We start from the raw sequence: 20,203 nt of genomic DNA on the forward strand, positions 1-20,203 counted from the left end.
CGGCGAGGCCCGTGCTGGGACGGTCCTCGATCCGGGGCACAGGAGGGGAAAGCGAGCATGCGGGCCGGAGCGGCGTCTTGAGAATTCTGCACACGTCCGACTGGCATCTGGGCCGGGCGTTCCACCGCGTGAACATGCTCGGCGCCCAGGCCGAGTTCATCGGCCACCTCGTCGCCACGGCCCGTGCGCGCGAGGTGGACGCCGTCGTCGTGTCGGGAGACGTGTACGACAGGGCGGTGCCGCCGCTCGCCGCCGTCGAGCTGTTCGACGACGCGCTGCACCGGCTCGCCGACCTCGGCGTGCCGACGGTGATGATCTCCGGGAACCACGACTCGGCGCGCCGCCTCGGCGTCGGCGCCGGGCTCATCGGCCGCGCGGGCATCCACCTGCGGACGGACCCCGCGAACTGCGGGCAGCCCGTGGTGCTGACCGACGCCCATGGGGACGTGGCCTTCTACGGCCTGCCGTACCTCGAACCGGCACTGGTCAAGGACGAGTTCGGGGTGCGCAGAGCGGGCCACGAGGCCGTGCTCGGCGCCGCCATGGAGCGGGTGCGCGCCGACCTGGCCGCCCGGACGCCGGGCACCAGGGCCGTCGTCCTCGCCCACGCCTTCGTGACCGGCGGCGAGGCCAGCGACAGCGAGCGGGACATCACGGTCGGCGGTGTGGCCGCCGTGCCCTCCGGAGTCTTCGACGGCGTCGACTATGTGGCGCTCGGCCACCTGCACGGCAGCCAGACCATCAGCGAGCGCGTGCGCTACAGCGGCTCCCCGCTGCCGTACTCCTTCTCGGAGTCCGCCCACCGCAAGAGCATGTGGCTCATCGACCTCGGAGCGGCGGGGGAGATCGAGGCCGAGCGCATCGACTGCCCGGTGCCGCGGCCCCTCGCCCGGATCCGGGGCGACATCGAGACGCTGCTCGCCGACCCGGACCTCGCCCGCCACGAGGAGGCCTGGGTCGAGGCGACGCTCACCGACCCGGTGCGCCCCGACGACCCCATGGCCCGCCTCTGCGAGCGCTTCCCGCACGCCCTCAGCCTCGCCTTCGACCCGGACCGCGCCCCCGAGGACCCCGACGTGTCGTACGCCCAGCGGCTCAAGGGCCGCGACGACCAGCAGATCGCGGAGGACTTCGTGACGCATGTGCGCGGCGCGGGCCCCGACGCGGGCGAGCGGGACGTGCTGCGGGACGCCTTCGACGCCGTCCGCGCCGACGACGTGCTCCGCGAGGTGGCCCGATGAGGCTGCACCGGCTGCGGATCACCGCCTTCGGGCCGTTCGGCACCACTCAGGACATCGACTTCGACGAGCTATCGGCCGCCGGGCTCTTCCTGCTGCACGGCCCGACGGGTGCCGGAAAGACCTCCGTCCTCGACGCCGTCTGCTACGCCCTGTACGGCTCCGTCCCCGGGCCGCGCCAGGGCGGCGGCCAGGGCGCGACGCTGCGCAGCGACCACGCGAGCCCCGACACCCGCACGGAGGTGCGCCTCGAACTGACCGTCGCCGGACGCCGGTTGGAGATCACCCGGCAGCCGCCCTGGGAGCGCCCGAAGAAGCGCGGCACGGGCACGACGACGGACAAGGCGCAGAGCTGGCTGCGGGAGTACGGGGGTGTGGCGGGGGCCGAGCGGGCTTCCGGCGCGGGTGCCGGTGCGGCCTCCGGCGTGGGCTCCGACGGGGCTTCGGGCGCCGATGGGCCTTCGGGTGTCGACGGGGCTTCCAGCGTGGGCGGCACCTCCGCCGGTTCCGGCGGCGCGAGCGGCTGGAAGGACCTCAGCCGCTCCCACCAGGAGATCGGCGAGGAGATCAGCCAGCTCCTCGGCATGAGCAAGGAGCAGTTCTGCCAGGTCGTCCTGCTGCCGCAGGGCGACTTCTCCCGTTTCCTGCGCGCGGACGCCGAGGCCCGCGGCAAGCTCCTCGGCAGGCTCTTCGACACCCGCCGGTTCGCCGCCGTCGAGGCGCGGCTCGCCGAGCAGCGGCGCGCGGCGGAGGCGCGGGTGCGCGCGGGCGACGCGGAACTGCTCGCGGACGCGCACCGCATGCAGCAGGCGACGGAGGCAGGGGGCGCGGGTGCCGAGCTGCCGCTGCCGGACGCCGCCCCCGGTGACCCGGGGCTCGCGGACGCCGTGCTCGCCTGGGCCGCCGTGGCCCGCGCGGGCGCCCGCGAGCGCCTCGACGTCGCCCGCAGCGCCCTGGCCCACGCCGAGTCCGCGCACGCGGCGGCGACCGCCGAGCTCGACGACGTACGCGAACTGGCGCGGCTCCAACGGCGGTTCGCCGACGCCACGGAGCGTGCGGCCCGGCTGGAGGCGCGCGCCGACGACCACCGGCAGCTCACCGCCCGTATGGAGCGGGCCCGCAAGGCCGAGACCGTCGCCCCGGCCCTCGCCCTGCGCGCCGAGGCCGACGAGGAGCACCGGCGCGCCACGGCCGAGGAGGCACGCGCGCGTGCGTACCTCCCCGCCACGTACGCCGACGAGGGCGCCGCCGGCCTCGCGAGCGCCGCGCGCCGGGTCAGCGAGGATCTCGGCGGCCTCGCCTCCGCCCGCCGCGCCGAGCCGCGCCTCGCCGAACTGACCGCTCAGCGCGCCGACCTGGACCAGCAGGAGCGGGCCGACGACGAACTCCTCGCCGACGCGGGGGGCTGGCTCGCCGACTGGGACGCCCGCAGGACCCGGCTGCGCGAGGCCGTCGAGGACGCCCAGGACGCCACCGCCCGCACCGAACACCTGGCGGGACGGCTCCAGCCCGCGCAGGAGAAGCTCGACGCCGCCCGCAGCCGCGACCGCCTCGCCCAGGAGGCCGACGCCGCCCAGGAACGCGCCCTCGCCGCCCGCGAGCACGCCGGATCGGCCCGCGAGCACTGGCTCGGCCTCAAGGAGGCGCGCCTCGCGGACATCGCCGCCGAACTCGCCGCGCATCTCGAACCCGGCGCGCCCTGCGCGGTCTGCGGCGGCACCGAACACCCCGCCCCCGCGCGGAAGTCCGCGGGCCACGTCGACCGCGCCGCCGAAGAGGCCGCCCTCGCCGCCCACCAGCGCGCGGACGAGGCGCGCGGCACGGCCGAGCGGGACCTCGCCGCCGTACGGGAGTCGCTCGCCGCCGCCACCGCGGCCGCATCCGGCACACCGGTCGCCGAACTCGCCGCGGCCGTCGAGGAGTTGCGGCACGCCCACACCGAGGCCCGCGGCCGCGCGTCGCGGCTGCACGCGGCCCGCGAGGAGCTGGCCCAGGCCGAGCGCGAGCACGACCGCCGCGTCACCGCGCAGCAGGAGGCCGCCCGCCGCGTCGACTCCCGCGCCGCCCTCCGGGACGCCATCGCCGCCGAACAGGCGGGACTGGAGCAGGAGTTGGCCCGTGCGCGCGGCACCGCCGCGAGCGTCGCCCAGCGCGCCGCGCAACTGGAGCGCCAGGCCGCCCTCCTCACCGCGGCCGCCGATGCCGCGCGCGCCGCCGACGAGTCCGCCCAGCGCCTCAAGGACGCCGACGCCCGGCTCGCCGACGCCGCCTACCGCGCCGGGTTCGACACCCCGGCCGCCGCGTCGGCCGCCCTCCTCGACGACTCCGGCCACCGCGAGCTCCAGCACCGCATCGACGCCTGGCAGAACGAACAGGCCGCCGTCCGCGCGCTGCTCGCCGAGCCCGACGCGGCCGCCGCGGCGCAGCGGCCCCCCGCGCCGCTCGCCGCCGCCGAGTCCGCCGCAGCCACGGCCGCCGCACGCGTGCGCACCGTCGCGTCCGCGTGCGACGCCGCCGCCCGCCGCCGCTCCGAACTCGACCGGCTCTCCGCCCGCTCGGCCGCCGCCGCCCGGCGCCTCGCCCCGCTGCGCGAGACGCACGACCGCGTGGCGCGCCTCGCCACGCTGGCCGCGGGCACCTCCGCCGACAACGAACGCCGGATGCGCCTGGAGTCGTACGTCCTCGCGGCCCGCCTGGAGCAGGTCGCCGCCGCCGCGACGGCGCGCCTGCACCGCATGTCGTCGGGCCGCTACACCCTCGTCCACTCCGACGACCGCACCGGCCGCGGCCGTTCGGGCCTCGGCCTGCACGTGGTCGACGCGTGGACGGGCCGCGAGCGCGACGCGAGCACCCTCTCCGGCGGCGAGACGTTCTTCGCCTCCCTCGCCCTCGCCCTCGGCCTCGCGGACGTCGTCACGGACGAGGCGGGCGGCGTGCGCCTGGACACCCTCTTCGTCGACGAGGGCTTCGGTTCCCTGGACGACCAGACGCTCGACGAGGTCCTCGACGTCCTGGACGCCCTGCGCGAGCGGGACCGCAGCGTGGGCATCGTCAGCCACGTCGCGGACCTGCGGCGCCGGGTGCACGCGCAGCTCGAGGTCGTGAAGGGCAGGGCGGGGTCGGTGGTGCGGCAGCGGGGCGGGGCCTGAGGGGCGAGGGCCGAGGCCCGAGGTGCGGCGGTCAGTTCCGGTCGCCGCCGGACCACAGGGACACCGGCAGCGGCTCGCCCGTCTCGGCGTACGTCTTCAGGTTCGACAGGACCATCGACCAGCCGCCCGCGGCGCGGCGGCGCTCGGTGTCGTCGCGCAGGTTCTCATGGGTGACGGTGAGCCGGACGGTGTCGCCGTGCGGCGTGAGGTCGAAGGTGACCTGTGAGGGGCCGCCGGGGCGCTCCTCGCCCGGAGGTGCCCAGGTCACGACCAGGCGCCGCGGCGGGGTCGACTCCACGACGGTCCCGACGACGTCCGCGACGCCGGAGCCGTCGAGGCGCCGGTGCTCCCACGCGGACCCCGGCTGCCAGTCGGAGACGTTGCGATGGCCCCAGTAGGCGGCCGTCGCCTCCTCGTCGGTCAGGCACTCCCACACCTTGTCCGGGGTGGCCTCGATGTAGATCGTGTAGACGAAGTCGGGCTTGCTGCTCATGGCGGTCTCGGCCTTCTGCTTCAGTGCGCTCAGCCCGCGCAGGCGGGGCCGCTCGAACTTGTCGATCCACCGCTCCTGCATCTCCTGGAGCGGGATCGGATTGAGGTAGTGCAGCTTCTCGCGGCCGCGCCGGACCGTGCTGATCAGATTGGCCGCCTCCAGCAGCCCGAGGTGCTGGGTGGCCGCCTGGCGGGACATCCGCACGTCCTCGCACAGCTCGCCCAGGCTCTGGCCGTTGTTCTCGTGCAGCCGGTCGAGCAGGAGACGGCGGGTGGGGTCGGCCAAGGCCTTGAAGACCTTGTCCATGTCGGTTCTCACCCCTCCATCATGCAAGCAGGAGCCTGCACGTCAAACAGGGGGTGCCGCCTCACTGCCCCAGGGGCCGCCTGGTCAGCGGAGAGGAGTAGACGACGCTCGTCGTCACCGAGCCGAGGGCGCCGATCTTGCCGGACACCTCCTCCAGGTGTCGCATCGAGCGCGCGGTGACCTTGATGACGAAGCAGTCGTCGCCGGTGACGTGGTGCGCCTCCAGGATCTCCGGCGTCGCGTCGACCAGGTCGTGGAACGGTTTGTAGTTGCCGTTCGGATAGCGGAGCCGTACGAACGCGAGCACCGGCAGGCCGAGGCGCTCCGGGTCGACCACGGCCGCGTAGCCCTGGATCACACCGGCTTCCTCCAGGCGCCGCACGCGTTCGGTGACCGCGCTCGGGGACATGGAGACGGCGCGCGCGAGCTCGGCGTAACTGGCCCGGCCCTGCCGTTGGAGGACGTCGAGGATGCGCCAGTCGGTGGCGTCCGTGGAATAAGCGGTCATGTCCGAGAGGAAACAGGGAAAACCCCGGCTGATCAAGAGGTGGACAGGGAATCGCCCCTTCAGGGCAGCGGCCCTTGGCCATAGATTTTTGGCCATGAACCACACCACTTCCGCAAGCCTCACGAACGCCGCGACCAGCACGAACGCTGCGAACTCCGCCGTCACGAACGCCGTCCTGCGCGTCCCGGCGGCCGCCCCCGCCGCGGCAGCCGCCTACTTCGGCGCGAGCCTCGCCTTCCACGCGGACGTGTCCGACGTCGCCTCTGCGCTCGCCGACGGCGGCGACCTCGGCTTCGTCGTCCTCGACTCCCGCTCCACCGCGTCCTGGGACCAGGGCCACGTCCCCGGCGCCGTGCACCTGCCCACCGCGCTCATCCCGACCCAGGCCGAGCAGATCCTGGACAAGTCGGTCCCGGTCGTCACGTACTGCTGGGGCCCCGGCTGCAACGGCGCGACCCGCGCCGCCCTGGCCCTGGCCCGGTTGGGCTTCCAGGTCAAGGAGATGCTCGGCGGCTTCGAGTACTGGGTCAGGGAGGGCTTCGCGTACGAGAACTGGGAGGGCCCCGAGCGGCGCGCCGCCGACCCGCTGACGGCTCCCGCCGACGGGGAGGACTGCGGCTGCTGAGCGTGCGCAGGGCGGGGCCCGGCTCACATCGGCTGCACGAAGTCCGCCCGCCACGGGGGCGACGGGTCGGCGCCGACCTCGCTCCAGTACTCGCGGCCCGCCACGATCCGTCCGTCCCACACGGTCCAGAACGAGGCCACGCGGTGTATCCCCATGGTCTCGTGCGGCACCTCCACCTCGGAGACCACCGTGTCGCCGTCCGCGACGATCCGCAGCAGGCGGATCGACCAGCCTTCCGGATACTTCGCGTTCACGCGCAGGTAGTTGTTCCTGCCGACGATGCGCTCGGCACTGACCGGCCACTCGACGACGACGTCCTCGGCCAGCAGCGCCCCCACCCCCGCCCAGTCCCGTGCCTCCATGCGGTCCCACAACGCCGTGACGATCTCCGTAGGTGTCATGACGAAAATCGTGGCAGCAGCCACTGACAACGGGCGTTCGCCCACGCTCGGTTGGGCCCTCGCGCCGTGGCAGGTCCCGCCACCTTGGATCATCACGTGCCCGCGTTAATCAAGTGCCCGCGTTAATCACGTGCGTCCGCGCGCAGTGAGCCGCATCCTGATCTGCCATGCCCCAGCTTCCCCAGCCCACCGCCGTCGAACTCCGCCGCGACCCGCTGCCGTTGCGGGGGCGCACCGCCCTCGTCACCGGCGCGAGCCGTCGCGGGGGCATCGGCCACGCCGTCGCCCGCCGACTCGCCGCGTACGGGGCGAGCGTCTATCTGCACCACCACGTGCCGCACGACGCCGAGATGCCCTGGGGCGCCGACCGGCCGGATGACGTCGCCGCCTCCGTGCGCGCGGCGCAGGCCGACCCGGACGCCCGCGTCCGTCACGGCCCCGCCGACCTCGCCGACGCCGCCGCGCCCGCCGAACTCGTCGCCAGGGCGGCCGACGCGCTCGGCGGGCGCCTGGACGTCCTCGTCGTCAACCACGCCCGCAGCGGCCGGGACGGCACCCTCGACGAGATCGACGCGTCCATGCTCGACGCGCACTGGGCGGTCGACACCCGCTCGGTGATCCTGCTCGTGCAGGCGTTCGCGAGGCTGCGCGCCGGTCTCGCGCCGCGCACGCCCGGCGACCGCGTCATGATGATGACGTCCGGCCAGGACATCGCGGGCGGCATGCCGGGCGAGATCGCGTACGGCCTGCAGAAGGGCGCCCTCGCCTCGGCGACCCGCTCGCTCGCCACCGCGCTCGCCGACCTCGCCGTCACCGTGAACACCGTCAACCCCGGCCCCGTGGACACGGATTACCTCACGGGCGAGGCGTACGACGACATCGCCGCGCTCTTCCCCGCGGGCCGCTGGGGAATGCCCGACGACCCGGCCCGACTCATCGCGTGGCTCGCGACGGACGAGGCCGAGTGGATCACGGGGCAGGTCATCGACTCGGAGGGCGGCTTCCGGCGCTGACGGCGGGCCAGACGCCGGCGCTGAGGGGGTGGGACGGGGCGGGGAGCCGTGAAGGCGCCCGCCCCGCCCGCCTCACAGCGCCGAGAGCTCGTCCACCAGGTCGTCGAGCCCCAGCGACCCCTGCGACAGCGCCGCCATGTGCCACGCCTTCGCGTCGAACGCGTCCCCGTGCCGCCGCCGCGCGTTCTCGCGGCCGAGCAGCCAGGCGCGCTCGCCGAGCTTGTAGCCGATGGCCTGGCCGGGGATCGTCAGATAGCGGGTCATCTCGCTCTCGACGAAGTCCGCGGGCCGACTGCAGTGCGCCCCGTAGAACTCCTGGGCGAGATCGGGGGTCCAGCGCTCGCCGGGGTGGAACGGGGAGTCCGCGGGGATCTCCAGCTCCAGGTGCATGCCGATGTCGACGATGACCCGCAGGGCGCGCATCATCTGCGCGTCCAGGTAGCCGAGGCGCCGCTCGGGGTCGGTGAGGAAGCCCAACTCGTCCATCAGGCGCTCCGCGTACAGGGCCCAGCCCTCGGCGTTGGCGCTGACGATGCCCACGGTCGCCTGGTAGCGGGACAGGTTCTCGGCGACGTGCGCCCACTGCGCGAGCTGCAGATGGTGGCCGGGCACGCCCTCGTGGTACCAGGTGGACACCAGGTCGTACACGGGGAAGCGGGTCTCGCCCATGGTGGGCAGCCAGGTCCGGCCGGGCCGCGAGAAGTCCTCGGAGGGTCCGGTGTAGTACGGGGCGGCGGCGCCGCCGGGCGGGGCGATCCGCGACTCCACCTTCCGCACCCGCTCGGCGAGTTCGAAGTGGGTGCCGTCCAGCGCCTCGATCGCCTCGTCCATGAGGTCCTGCAGCCACTGCCGGACCTCGTCGACCCCGTCGATGTGCGCGCCGTGCTCGTCGACGTGCGCAAGGGCCACCCACGGCGTGGCCGCGCCCGGCAGGATCTTCTCGGCCTCGGTCCGCATCTCGCCGAGCAGCCGGTGGTACTCGGCCCAGCCGTACGCGTACGCCTCGTCCAGATCCAGGTCCGTGCCGTTGAAGTGGCGCGAGAGGCGGGCGTAGCGCTCGCGGCCCACGACCTCCGGCGCGCCCTCGATCGCGGGCGCGTACACGTCCCGCATCCAGTCGCGCAGCGCCACCACCGCGCCGGTCGCCGCCTTCGCCGCCGTGTCGAGCTCGGTCCGCAGCGCCTGCGGGCCGTCCGCCGCGAACTCCTCGTACCAGCCGGGCCCGCCCTCGGCCCCCGCCCACTGCGTCAGCTGCTCGATGAACGTCGCCGTCGGCCGGGGCGCGGCGAACAGCTTGCGCTCCAGGCCGAGTTCGAGGGAGGCGCGGTAGCCCTCGTACGCGCCGGGCACCGCCCGCAGCCGCTCCGCGATCGCCGCCCAGTCCTCGTCCGTGTCCATCGGGGTCACCGTGAAGATCTCGCGGACCGCGTGCGGCGCGGTGTGCAGATTGCCGACGGCGCGCAGGCCCTCGTCGGCCTCGTGCACGGCCAGCTCCGCCGTGAGCCGCTCGCGCAGCAGCCGCGCGCAGCGCCGCTCCACGTCGGTGTCGGCGCCCGGGCGCGCCTCCGCCTCGTCGAGCCGCGCCAGCGTCGTGCGCGCGAGCGCCGCGAGGGCGTCAAGACCCGCGGGGGAGAGGTCGGGGAGTTTGCTGTTGCTCTCCTTGACGCCGAGGTAGGTGCCGGTGACGGGGTCAAGGGCGATGAGCTCGTCGACGTAGGTGTCGGCGACCTCGCGGGGCAGCGGTCCTGAGCCCGCGGCCGTGGGGGTGATGTTCGTGTCTGACATGCGGACATCCTGGTACGGGACAGGGCCGCACGTCACGGGCGCGTGGGCGCCGCACCAGGTGCGGCGGCGATCATCCGTCCTTTAGTTGACTGACCGTTCCAGTTGGGGCTAGCGTCCGCCGTATGGCGAGGACCAAGGAATTCGACCCCGACGTCGCGCTCAGGGCCGCGCTCGACCTGTTCTGGAGCCGTGGCTACGAGGCGACGTCCATGGCGGACCTCGTCGAGCATCTGGGCATCGGCCGCGCCAGCATCTACGCGACCTTCGGCAACAAGCACGAGCTGTATCTGAAGGCGATGGACCGCTATACGGAACTGAACGACCCGCTGCTGCTCGACGAGCTCTCCCGGCCCGGCCCCGCACTGCCGGGCATCCGCGCCCTGCTGGACCGTTTCGTGGCCGAGTCGTCCGCGCCGGACACCCGGCTCGCGGGCTGCTTCGTCACCAACACGGCGGCGGAACTGGCCCCGCACGACCCCGCGGCCGACCGCAGGGTCGAGCTGAACTGGGAGCAGATCGAGACCCTGCTGCACGCCGCGCTCACCCGCGCGCGGGCTCAGGGGGAGATCCCCGAGGACCGCGATCCGCACGCCCTCGCCCGCTTGCTGCTCGTGCTGCTCCAGGGCATGCGGGTGGTCGGCAAGGTCTCCGGCGGCGAGGCCCGCGTGCGGGCGGCGGCGCGACAGGCGCTGGCGCTGCTGGCGTAGGCGTTCACCGGACCCGACTCTGCCCGCCCCGGCGCGTCTTGTCCCGGGCGGCGGATTCTCACGCCTCAATAACAGAACGATCAGTCAATTATGACAGTCTCTTCGAGGAGGACGCACATGGCGCAGAAGAAGGTCGCCGTACTCGGCGCCGGGATCATCGGCGCGCCCGTGGCGCGCCATCTGCGGGCGCACTTCGCGGTGCGCGTCTGGAACAGGACCCACGCCAGGGCGGAGCCCCTCGCCGTGTACGAGGGAGTCGAGGTGTGCGGCACCCCGGCCGAGGCGGTCGCGGGCGCCGACGTCGTGGTGACCGTCCTCAAGGACGGGCCCGCCGTGCGCGAGACGCTGGCCGCGGCCGCCCCCGCGCTGGCCCGGGGCGCGGTGTGGGTGCAGCTGAGCACGGTCGGCGCGCAGGAGATCGACGGGCTCGCGCGGCTCGCGGACGCGTACGGGCTCGTGCTGTACGACGCGCCGGTGCAGGGCACCAAGCAGCCCGCGGAGAACGGCGCGTTGGTGGTCCTGGCCTCGGGGCCGCGGGCCGCCGGGGAGCCGCTGGAGCTCGCGCGCCTGGTGTTCGACGCGATCGGCACGCGCACGGTCTGGGTCTCCGACGAGCCCGGCGCGGCCAGCCGCCTCAAGCTCGCCCTGAACAGCCTCGTGTTCGCCCTCACGCACGGCACCGCCGAAAGCCTCGCCCTGGCCGAGGCGCTGGGCGTGGACCCGGCGCTCGTCGTCGACGCGGTCGCGGGCGGCCCCCTGGACAGCCCGTTCTTCCAGGCCAAGGCCGCCGCGATCCGCGCGGGCGACTACGTGGCCAGCTTCTCCGTGAGCAACTCCGTCAAGGACGCGGAACTCGTCGTGGCGGCGGCGGAGTCGGCCGGGGTGGCGGCCGATGTCGGCGCCGCCGGGCTCGCCCGGTTCCGGCGCGCGGCCGACGCCGGGCACGGTGACAAGGACATGGCCGCCTCGTACCTCGTGGCCCGGACCGGCGCGGGGCGGAACCCGGGCGCGGAGGTCTGACGGGCTCCGCGCGACGGAGGCCCGCACCCTCGCGCGAGGGCGCGGGCCTCCGTCGCGGCTGGACCGCGTCGGCGGTCCTGGACGCTACTGGTGGCTGTCGTACGGCAGTTGCGACCGGGCCGGTGTGGCGTCGAGGCGGGCGGTGATGACCAGCGTGCCCTCCTCGATCTGGAAGTCCAGCGGGAGGTTCAGACCGCGCATCGCGGCGACCATGCCGGTGTTGGACGACTGCGTGACCGCGTACACGCTCTCGCAGCCCGCCTCGATCGCCATCGAGACCAGACGGCTGAGCAGTTCGCCGCCGATGCCGCGACGCTGCCAGTCGTCCTCGACGAGCAGCGCGATCTCCGTCTCGTCGCCGTCCCACAGCAGATGGCCGAGGCCGACGACACGGCCGGACGCGGTGCGCGCCGCGAGCGTACGGCCGAAGCGCGGGCTCAGGAGGTGGTTGAGATAGCGGTCGGCGTCGTTGACCGGGCCGTGGTAGCGCATGCCCAGGGTGCGCTTCGAGCAGCGCTCGTGCATGTCCTTCGCGGCCTTGAGGTCGCCCGTGTCGGCGCGGCTCACCGTGATGTCGCTGCCCTCGGGGAGCGTGAGCACGTCCTGGCCGCGCGGGATGCGCGGGCCGAGCCGGGTGTCCAGCTCCACGAGCGCCCGCGCGCGGGCGAACTCCGTGGGGGTGAACGGGAGATACGGGCGCTCGACCGTGATCACTCCGCCTTCGGGGGCCCGCAGCCGCAGCACGGTCCCGTCCAGTACGCCCTCGACGGGCGCCGCTTCCTCCAGTGCGCGCTCCGCCTGCCCCGGCCCCGCGGGCAGGGAGCGGATGGTGCACCGGCCCAGCAACTGGCGCAGCGCGAGCGGCAGTTCCGCCGCGTCCAGGGCCGTGCGCGTGGCCAGGCCCAGGATCCGCGTCGGCGCGTCCACCAGGTCGTGGGCGTCGGCCCGCTCGATCCAGGTGCTCGATCCCCCCGCGCGGGAGACCGTGCGCGTGAGGTCCGCCGCGGGCAGTGCCGCCGGGGCCCGCAGCAGGAACTCGTCGACCGTGCCGTCGGCCAGCGGGTGGGTCTGCAGGCTCAGGATGTCGACGCTGTCCCGCGCCAGCGCCGTGCACAGCACGGCGAGCGAGCCGGGGGCGTCGCGCACGGTCGTGCGCATGCGCCACAGGGTCGTCGGCTCGGGCCGAGGGTCGGCCGTCGCGTCGGCGGCATGCGGTGTGGTCGGGGCGGACGTGGTCGGCGTCGCCCCGGCGGTCGTGGTGTCGGTGGTGGCCCCGGCTCCGTCCTGGACCGGGAGCGGCAGGGCGCCCGTATCCGGGCTCTCCGCGCCTGGCGGCGCATGCGTGTGGCGCCGTGCCCACCATGTGTGGAACCCGGCCGTGGCCGCCAGGATCACGGCCGACACGAGGAGCAGCTCGGGCCCGTTCGGGCCGTGCCCCACGAGATTGGCCACCGCGTCCGCCACGGCCACGGCCGTGAACAGGGCGGCGAGTTCGACGACATCCCGGCGCCAGTGGTGCACCGGCCTGCCGTGCCTCTTGCGCGTCACATCAGACATGTCAGCACTCATGCAGTCACTCTGGCCGAAGGGTGTTGCGTGATCACGAACGGTTTGTGACTGATGGGTTAAGAGCGGTTCTGTCCGTTTCATTACTCTTTGCTCACCCCGGTTGTCCGTTGCTGTCCCCCGTATGCCCGCAACGGTCCGCGCGGGTGCGGACCGGACGCGGCCGGTCCGCACCCGCGCGGGTCGTCACTGGCCCACGCGTCCCGGCTGCAGCACCTTGGTGAAGAGCACGCCTCCGCCCTGCTGCCGCAGTCGCACCGTCAACTCGCCGCTATCGCCGTCGATGTCCACCTCTCCGTAGTAGGGCGGTGTCTCCGCCGGCGATGTGTTGGCTCGGTCCGGCGCCTTGACGAACGACTGGTCCGGGCCGAAGGTTCCATCGAGTTTCACGGCCGGGAAACCGCCCGCGGCGAGCGGCCCGGACACGAATTCCCAGAACGGCGCGAAGTCCTTGAAGGCGGCGCGCGAGGGGTCGTAGTGCTGCGCCGAGGTGTAGTGCACGTCGGCCGTCAGCCACACCGTGCCCGTGATCCGGCGGTGCTTGATGTGCCGCAGCAGCTCGACGATCTGCAGCTCACGGCCGAGCGGCGCGCCCGGGTCGCCCTGCGCGACGGCCTCGAAGTTCGTCTGGCCGTCCCCGACCACCAGGCCCAGCGGCATGTCGGACGCGATGACCTTCCACACCGCGCGCGAGCGCGACAGCTCCCGCTTCAGCCAGGCGAGCTGTTCGGCGCCCAGGATGCCGGTGGCGTCCTCGGGCTGCCGGTTCGGCGAGTTGGCGTTGCGGTACGTGCGCATGTCGAGCACGAACACGTCCAGGAGCGGGCCGTGCCGGAGCACCCGGTACACCCGCCCGTCGCGGTCGCCGGGGCGCTGCGTGGAGATCGGGTAGTACTCGCTGAACGCCCGCAGCGAACGCCCCGCCAGGACGTCCACGTCCTTCTCCGTGTAGCGCGCGTCCTCCAGGATCTGCCCCGGGTACCAGTTGTTGCGCACCTCGTGGTCGTCCCACTGCACGATGGACGGCACCTGGGCGTTGAACCGGCGCAGGTGCTCGTCGAGCAGGTTGTACCGGAAGTTGCCGCGGAACTCCGCGAGGGTCTCGGCGACCTTCGACTTCTCCGGCGTGGTGATGTTCTTCCACACCCGGCCGTCGGGCAGCTTGACGGTCGCCTGGATGGGGCCGTCGGCGTAGATGTTGTCGCCGCTGCACAGGAAGAAGTCGGGGTTGCGGCCGCGCATCTCCTCGTACACCCGCCAGCCGCCGAGCTCCGGGTTGATGCCCCAGCCCTGGCCCGCGATGTCCCCCGACCACAGGAAGCGCACGTCGTCCCGGCGTCTGAGCGAGGTCGTGCGGAACGTGCCGGTCACCGGTTTCCCCGTGCGGCGCGGGTCGTCGGGGTCGGCCAGGAGCACGCGGTAGTGGATCTGCTCACCGGAGGGCAGCCCGCGCAGCCGCGTGGTGCCGGTGAAGTCGGTGCGGGGGCCGAGCAGCGGGCCGTGCCAGCGGGTCGGCCGCCGGAACGACTCCGTGGCGGACGTCTCCACGATCATGCGGGCGGGCCGGTCGGAGCGCACCCACACGAGCCCCGAGTGCGCGCCCACGTCACCGGCCTGCACTCCCCAGTCGGCGCTCGGACGGCCCCGCAGGGCGAGCGCCGGGGCCCCGCCGGACAGCGCGGGCACGGCGAGCGCCGCGGGCACGACGAGCGAACCGCGCAGCAGGCTGCGGCGGCGCGGGGACGGGCTCGACGGACGGTGTGACATGAAGACGCCTCCAGGGACGGCGAATCGGTCGGATGTGCAGTGCCACGTGTACTGCTGCGCCACGGCGCCCACGCGAACCACAAGTGAACAACCGCCCATGGGGCCAAGGGAACCGCCGCGCCGGACACCGACTCGCGCCGAGCCCCGGCGCACGGAGGAGGGTCTGATCGTCATCGTCGTCTACGTAGACCGCTGTGTGGAGACGGCTCTCCGTAGACGGAGATCTACGGAGACGACGATGTTCCGGACGGTCGTCGCCCGGTGTTCAGCACGCGCGTGGGTCGAATCCCGCGACTTGTCCTGGCCCCGGCGGCCTCCGCGGTGTTCAGCACGCGCGCGTGGGCCGACTCCGGGAGTCCCTGAGTCTCCTGGGGTCGACGGCCCGCGCTCGGCCTGTGGACGTCAGCGGCTGGTGTCGAGGATGACGCGGGCCACCCGTGCCGGGTCGTCGTGCATCGGGACGTGCCCGCATCCGGGCAGCCGGACGAGCCGGGCCCCGGGGATGGCGTGCTTGGCGCGGAGGCCCTGGCGGCGCAGCAGCAGCCGGTCGCGGGTGCCCCAGGCGACGGTGACCGGCAGCTCCGGCACGTCGTCACGGAAGCGCACGTCCCGCCCCGCGGCCAGCGTCTCGTGGAAGCCGGTGGCGTTGCGCAGCGCCAGCGTCTCCGCGACCACCGCCTCCGGGGAACGGTGGCCGGGGTGGGCGTAGATGGTGCTGGTGAGCGCGGTCCGGCCGACCGCGCTCCGGGACAATCGCTCGACCGTCGGCAGGGGGATGCGGCGCGCGATCCCGTGCATCGCGCGCAGCGTCGTGAACGCGTACCGCCGCTCAGCCTCGCTCCAGAACCCGGCGGGGGACAGCGCGGTGACGGACCGTACGAGTTTCTCCCGGCCGAGTTCGAGCGCGAGCAGCCCGCCCAGCGAGTTGCCCGCCACATGCGGCCGTTCGACGCCCAGGGCCCCGCACAGGGCGTGCAGCGTCGGCACCACCGTCGAGAGGTCGTACGCGAGTCCGTCCGGCAGCGCCGGGGAGGCGCCGAAGCCGGGCAGGTCCACGGCGATCACGTCCCGCTCGGCCGCGAGAACGCCGATGACGGGGTCCCAGGCCTGGCGGTGGTGGCCGATGCCGTGCAGCAGGAGCAGCGGCGCCCCGGTGCCCGAGCGCTGGTAGGAGACCGTCACCGAGCGCGGCCCGCGGGGCGACTCGACGGTGAACGACACCTCTGCGGCCTCTGCTGCCCCTGCCATCCGTGCGGCCATGACTGCTCCTGACTTAGACACCTTGTCAGCAACAATTACCGCCCAGTAGCGAGGACTTCAAGAGTGCGACGTCGCCGACTTGAGGCCGCGTCCGGGGGCGGGCCCGCCCCGAGCCCGGTGTGATCCTCGTCCGCTTGCCCGACGGAGGTGGACATGAGCAGATCCGTCGGTTGGGATGGTGTCGTGGCTACCGACATCGCGACCGACGTCTTCGAAGAGCACCGGCCTGTCCTCATGGGCGTCGCCTACCGCATGCTCGGGCGGGTGGCCGACGCCGAGGACGTCGTCCAGGACGCCTGGCTGCGCTGGTCCGCGGGCGAACGCGAGGACGTGCGCGAACCGCGCGCCTACCTGGTGCGGATCACCACCCGCCTCGCCATCGACCGGCTGCGCCACGCCCAGTCGCGCCGCGAGTCGTACGTCGGGCCCTGGCTGCCCGAGCCGCTCGTCACCGACTTCGGGCCGACCGTGCCCGACACGGCCGAGAAGGCCGTGCTCGCCGACTCCGTGTCGCTCGCCGTGCTCGTCGTCCTTGAGTCCCTGTCGCCGCTGGAGCGCGCGGTGTTCGTGCTGCGCGAGGCCTTCGGGTTCCCGTTCGCGGAGATCGCCGAGACGCTCGACCGCAGCGAGGCCGCCGTGCGCCAGCTCGCCGGGCGCGCCCGCAAGCACGTGGAGGAGGGGCGCCCCCGCTTCGAGGTCGACCCGGCCGAGCGCCGCGACCTCACCGAGCGCTTCCTCGCCGCAGCAGTGGACGGCGACCTGGACGGGCTGATGTCCGTGCTCGCGCCCGACGTCGACCTGGTGGGCGACAGCGGCGGCAAGGCCAGGGCGCCCCTGCGGGTCGTGGAGTCCGCCGACAAGGTGGGCCGCTTCATCGTGGGCGCGGCACGCAAGGGCCTCGCGGAGCACGCCGAGTTCGAGATCCGCCACCTGGAGATCAACGGCGTCCAGTCCGTCCTGTTCGTCGCCGACGGCAAGCCCGACAGCGTCATCCAGCTGGAGATCTCCGACGGACACATCCGGCGCGTGTACATCGTGCGGAATCCGGACAAGCTCGTGGGGCTCGGCGCCTAGCGCCCCCGACCCGCGCGAATCAGCCCCCGCCCGTGCACCGGGCGGGGGCTGTGCCGTGTGCGCGCCCGGTGGGGACGTATCGGATTGCGTCACGCCCGCACGTCAGGTGTCGACCACGCGCGAACAGCACGTGAATGCTCTGTGGCACCACTTCACTGCGGGCTGTAACGGACTCAGGATTGGTCTTGACCAAGGGTGAGCGCGGCTCTATCGTCGCTGAGATAGTGCAGGAACCTTTAATAAACAAGGCGCGAAAAAGCCGCCTGCGCACGGCGATTGCGGAGGACAGGGTGGGGACCACGCAGCTGGAATCGGTGCCGGAGCCGAAGTACTGGCACCTCAAGACCGTGCTCAGCGAAGCACTGGACTCCGAGTTCGCCGTGGGCGAGATCCTGCCCAACGAGCGCGACCTCGCGGCCCGGTTCGGCGTCGCCCGCGCGACGCTCCGCCAGGCACTGGAACAGCTCGAACTGGAAGGACGCCTGCAGCGCCGCCGCGGTGTCGGCACGACCGTCGCCCCGCCCCGCATGGGCGTGGCCGTCGGCTCCGCCCAGGGCACCTGGCCCGGCGCGGCCGGGGACGCCTGGCAGCCCGCGGACAGCGAGCTGGCGCCCGCGCCCGCCGAGGTGGCCCGCGCCCTGGACATCGACCCGGACGAGCCGGTGCACACGGTCCGCCGCACCCGCGTCTCCCACGGCCAGCCCGTGGCCGCCGAGCTGCTGTACGTCCCGGCGGGATCGGTCCCCGACCTCTCCGCGATCGACGCCCCCGCGGGCGCGGCACGCGCGCGTGCGGTGTTGCGCGAGCTCGGCCGCCTCGCCCTGGAGGGCCAGGACCGCTCCGTCGAGCTCGGCTCCGCCCGCGCGGACGACGCCAAGGCCTTGGACCGCCTGCCCGGCGCCCCGGTCCTGGTCGTCACCACGCGCTTCCTCGTCGGCGGGCGCACGGCGGCGCTCTCCATGGCGACGTACCGCGCGGACACCTGCCGCCTCACCTTCGGCGACCAGGGCGCGGTCGAGATCCACCACGGGCCGGAGCAGCGGGCTTCCTGAGCACCAGGAAGCGACCGGACACTTCGAAGGCGGGGCCTTCCTCTCGATCCGTCGAGAGGAAGGCCCCGCCTTCGAACACTGTCCGAGAGCCCGTTCCGGGACTGTCCGAGAGCCCGTCTTCGAACGCCCTCCGGCGCTGTCGGACGTCTGGCGGCGGCACCTGACGGCGGCCGCCGTGCCCTACTGCCGCGCGGTCACCGTGCCCTCCACCGCGAACAGTTCCTCCTCCACGTGGTCCAGCGCGAGCCGCAGCGCGCCCGTGGCCACCGCAGCCTCGCCGAGCATCGACAGCGTCACCCGGGGCGGCCTGAGGCAGTAGCGGGCCAGCTCCTGGTGGAGCGGCTCCAGGACGCCGTCCAGGCCCGCCGCCCAGCCACCCACCACGACCAGCTCCGGGTCGAGCGCGAGGACCAGCGCGGCCACGTCGTGCACCAGACGGCGGATGAAGCGGTCGACCGCGGCCAGCGCCCGCTCGTCGCCCTCGCGTGCGTGCGCGAAGACCTCCGCGACCGCCTGCTCGTCCAGCGGGTGCAGCGGCTCGTCCGTGGTCGAGAGCAGCGTCTCCGGCGTCACCTCGCGGCCCAGCAGATGCAGCGCGCCGATCTCGCCCGCCGCCCCGCCGTACCCCCGGTGCAGCCGCCCGCCGATCAGCGAACCAGCACCGGGGCTCAGCCCGGCCAGGACGAACACCACGTCGTCCGACTCCGTCGCCGCGCCCTTCCAGTGCTCGGCGACCGCCGCCGCGTTCGCGTCGTTCTCCACCAGGACCGGGCACTTGAAGGAGCGCCGGAGCCGCTCGCCCAACGGCAGGCCCGTCCAGCCCGGCAGCGCCGTGCTCAGCCGGACCGACCCATCGGCCTCCACGATCCCCGGGCTCCCGACGCCGACGGCGCGCAGCGAGCCGCGTGAGACGCCCGCGCGGCGCAGCAGGTCGGCGACGGAGCCACGCACCCGCTCCAGGCGCTCGTCGGCGGACGCGGTCTCGGACACGTCCTTCGCCGCCGTCCCGAGGATCTTGCCGTCGAGGTCGGACAGTACGGCGGCGACGCGGTGCGGACCGATCTCCAGACCGAGCAGATGTCCCGCCTCCGCCCGGAACCGGAATTTCCGCGCCGGTCGACCCTGCCGCCGGGCGCCCCCCTCGTCCGCGTCCGTCTCCACGACGAGCCCGGCCTCACTGAGCCCTTCGACCACGCCCTCGACGGTGGGCCGGGAAAGCCCCGTCACCCGGGTGATCTCGGTGAGTGTCGCGAAATCCGCCGCACGCAGCGCGTGCAGCACGACCGCGGAGTTGATCCGCCGTAGCAGAGAAGGATCTCCGCCGGTCAGCCGCCCCAACGTCCGTCCTTCCATCCCATGCGCATGATGGGCGAAGAGTACTCGGAAGCCACCGATCGGGGCGAGTGCCGATCAGGCCGCCCGGAAGGAGGCGGGTTCAGCCCGGCGCGACGAAACCGGATTCGTACGCCGTGATCACGGCCTGGGTCCGGTCGCGCGCCCCGAGCTTCGCGAGCAGCGAGCTCACATGCGACTTCACGGTCTCGGTGCCGACGACGAGGCGCGCCGCGATCTCCGCGTTCGACAGACCGCGCGCCATCAGCCGCAGCACCTCCTCCTCGCGCCCTGTCAGCGCGGCCCGCTCCAGGGCCGCCCGGGCGTCCGGATTGCCCCGCTGCCGCCCGTGGGAGCCCGCGAGCTCCCGCACCGCCGCCGGGAACAGCAGCGACTCGCCCTCGGCGACGAGGCGCACCGCGTGCACGATCTCCGCGGGCCTGGCGCGCTTCAGGAGGAAGCCGTCGGCGCCCGCCCGCAGCGCCTCGTACACGTACTCGTCGTTCTCGAAGGTCGTGATGACGACGATCTTGGGCGGGTCGGTGACCGTGCGCAGGACCGCGCGGGTGGCCTCGATGCCGTCGAGCAGCGGCATGCGCACGTCCATGGCCACCACGTCCGGCCGCAGCTCCCGGACCAGGGGGATCACGGCGGCGCCGTCCGCCGCCTCGCCGACGACCTCGATGTCGGGCTGCGCCTCAAGGACGGCGCGCAGACCCGCGCGGACGAGGGGCTCGTCGTCGACGAGCAGGACGGTGACCGGCATCCGGTCAGCGTAGATCACGAGCTCTTTCCGTACGCCGTGGAGTGTCGAAGTGCGCCTGTACGCAGAAGCCGAAGTGGGCCTCTCCGAGAAAGTGGGTGTCTACGTAGGAAGTCGGCCTCTACGTAGACCGTGCCGTCACGT

Annotated in this window: 17 protein-coding genes; 8 read left to right on the forward strand and 9 right to left on the reverse strand. The window is 73.7% G+C overall.

Features of this window, described 5'->3' with window-relative positions:
* Positions 1 to 77 precede the first annotated feature (77 nt).
* Positions 78 to 1,241 (forward strand): exonuclease SbcCD subunit D, encoded by a 1,164-nt coding sequence (locus ACZ6BG_RS14710; RefSeq protein WP_469000550.1) that lies wholly within the window; start codon positions 78 to 80, stop codon positions 1,239 to 1,241.
* Positions 1,238 to 4,387 carry an AAA family ATPase gene (locus tag ACZ6BG_RS14715; protein WP_469000553.1) on the forward strand — a complete coding sequence of 1,050 codons (3,150 nt, stop codon included), beginning with the start codon at positions 1,238 to 1,240 and terminating at the stop codon, positions 4,385 to 4,387. The genes ACZ6BG_RS14710 and ACZ6BG_RS14715 overlap by 4 nt, the downstream gene beginning before the upstream one ends.
* 31 nt (positions 4,388 to 4,418) lie before the next feature.
* Here ACZ6BG_RS14715 and ACZ6BG_RS14720 read toward each other — a convergent pair whose 3' ends face one another.
* Positions 4,419 to 5,186, reverse strand: coding sequence for an ArsR/SmtB family transcription factor (locus ACZ6BG_RS14720; RefSeq protein ID WP_469002895.1), 768 nt, complete (start codon positions 5,184 to 5,186; stop codon positions 4,419 to 4,421).
* Positions 5,187 to 5,247: 61 nt separating this feature from the next.
* The gene (locus ACZ6BG_RS14725; RefSeq protein ID WP_405655463.1) at positions 5,248 to 5,694 is read right to left on the reverse strand and encodes an Lrp/AsnC family transcriptional regulator; all 447 of its coding nucleotides are present in this window, start codon (positions 5,692 to 5,694) and stop codon (positions 5,248 to 5,250) included.
* 94 nt (positions 5,695 to 5,788) lie between these two features.
* Between ACZ6BG_RS14725 and ACZ6BG_RS14730 the strand changes: the two genes are divergently transcribed.
* Positions 5,789 to 6,319, forward strand: a complete 531-nt coding sequence (locus ACZ6BG_RS14730; protein WP_469000556.1) for a rhodanese-like domain-containing protein — start codon at positions 5,789 to 5,791, stop codon at positions 6,317 to 6,319.
* A gap of 23 nt (positions 6,320 to 6,342) precedes the next feature.
* Here ACZ6BG_RS14730 and ACZ6BG_RS14735 read toward each other — a convergent pair whose 3' ends face one another.
* A complete protein-coding gene (locus ACZ6BG_RS14735) occupies positions 6,343 to 6,720 on the reverse strand; it encodes a nuclear transport factor 2 family protein (RefSeq protein ID WP_469000559.1) in 378 nt (125 codons plus the stop codon).
* Positions 6,721 to 6,887: 167 nt separating this feature from the next.
* On the opposite strand from ACZ6BG_RS14735, the gene ACZ6BG_RS14740 reads away from it, so the two are divergent.
* The gene (locus ACZ6BG_RS14740; protein WP_469000561.1) at positions 6,888 to 7,733 is read left to right on the forward strand and encodes an SDR family oxidoreductase; all 846 of its coding nucleotides are present in this window, start codon (positions 6,888 to 6,890) and stop codon (positions 7,731 to 7,733) included.
* Positions 7,734 to 7,805: 72 nt separating this feature from the next.
* On the opposite strand, the gene ACZ6BG_RS14745 is transcribed toward ACZ6BG_RS14740, so the two are convergent.
* Entirely contained in the window at positions 7,806 to 9,518 is a 1,713-nt protein-coding gene (locus ACZ6BG_RS14745; protein ID WP_468482218.1) for a DUF885 domain-containing protein, read from the reverse strand.
* Positions 9,519 to 9,640: 122 nt separating this feature from the next.
* Between ACZ6BG_RS14745 and ACZ6BG_RS14750 the strand changes: the two genes are divergently transcribed.
* Positions 9,641 to 10,225, forward strand: coding sequence for a TetR/AcrR family transcriptional regulator (locus ACZ6BG_RS14750; RefSeq protein WP_469000564.1), 585 nt, complete (start codon positions 9,641 to 9,643; stop codon positions 10,223 to 10,225).
* Between the two features lie 117 nt (positions 10,226 to 10,342).
* Entirely contained in the window at positions 10,343 to 11,245 is a 903-nt protein-coding gene (locus ACZ6BG_RS14755) for an NAD(P)-dependent oxidoreductase (RefSeq protein ID WP_469000566.1), read from the forward strand.
* A gap of 84 nt (positions 11,246 to 11,329) precedes the next feature.
* Here ACZ6BG_RS14755 and ACZ6BG_RS14760 read toward each other — a convergent pair whose 3' ends face one another.
* The 3 genes from ACZ6BG_RS14760 to ACZ6BG_RS14770 all read right to left on the reverse strand — a co-directional run bounded on the left by ACZ6BG_RS14760 (position 11,330) and on the right by ACZ6BG_RS14770 (position 15,838).
* On the reverse strand, positions 11,330 to 12,814 hold the full coding sequence (locus ACZ6BG_RS14760; RefSeq protein WP_469000568.1) for a GNAT family N-acetyltransferase: 1,485 nt from the start codon (positions 12,812 to 12,814) through the stop codon (positions 11,330 to 11,332).
* 183 nt (positions 12,815 to 12,997) lie between these two features.
* Positions 12,998 to 14,578: an alkaline phosphatase D family protein gene (locus ACZ6BG_RS14765; RefSeq protein ID WP_469000571.1), complete on the reverse strand. Its 1,581-nt coding sequence runs from the start codon at positions 14,576 to 14,578 to the stop codon at positions 12,998 to 13,000.
* A 402-nt stretch (positions 14,579 to 14,980) separates the two neighbouring features.
* The gene (locus ACZ6BG_RS14770) at positions 14,981 to 15,838 is read right to left on the reverse strand and encodes an alpha/beta fold hydrolase (RefSeq protein ID WP_469000573.1); all 858 of its coding nucleotides are present in this window, start codon (positions 15,836 to 15,838) and stop codon (positions 14,981 to 14,983) included.
* A gap of 183 nt (positions 15,839 to 16,021) precedes the next feature.
* Between ACZ6BG_RS14770 and sigJ the strand changes: the two genes are divergently transcribed.
* Positions 16,022 to 16,912 (forward strand): RNA polymerase sigma factor SigJ, encoded by an 891-nt coding sequence (sigJ, locus tag ACZ6BG_RS14775; protein ID WP_469000575.1) that lies wholly within the window; start codon positions 16,022 to 16,024, stop codon positions 16,910 to 16,912.
* 290 nt (positions 16,913 to 17,202) lie between these two features.
* Entirely contained in the window at positions 17,203 to 17,964 is a 762-nt protein-coding gene (locus ACZ6BG_RS14780; protein WP_469000578.1) for a GntR family transcriptional regulator, read from the forward strand.
* 180 nt (positions 17,965 to 18,144) lie between these two features.
* Here ACZ6BG_RS14780 and ACZ6BG_RS14785 read toward each other — a convergent pair whose 3' ends face one another.
* Both ACZ6BG_RS14785 and ACZ6BG_RS14790 read right to left on the reverse strand, forming a co-directional pair.
* Positions 18,145 to 19,302, reverse strand: a complete 1,158-nt coding sequence (locus ACZ6BG_RS14785) for an ROK family transcriptional regulator (RefSeq protein ID WP_289956303.1) — start codon at positions 19,300 to 19,302, stop codon at positions 18,145 to 18,147.
* A gap of 97 nt (positions 19,303 to 19,399) precedes the next feature.
* Positions 19,400 to 20,062, reverse strand: a complete 663-nt coding sequence (locus ACZ6BG_RS14790) for a response regulator transcription factor (RefSeq protein WP_385718928.1) — start codon at positions 20,060 to 20,062, stop codon at positions 19,400 to 19,402.
* Positions 20,063 to 20,203: the final 141 nt, after the last annotated feature.

Source organism: Streptomyces sp. NPDC041205, from assembly GCF_055591765.1.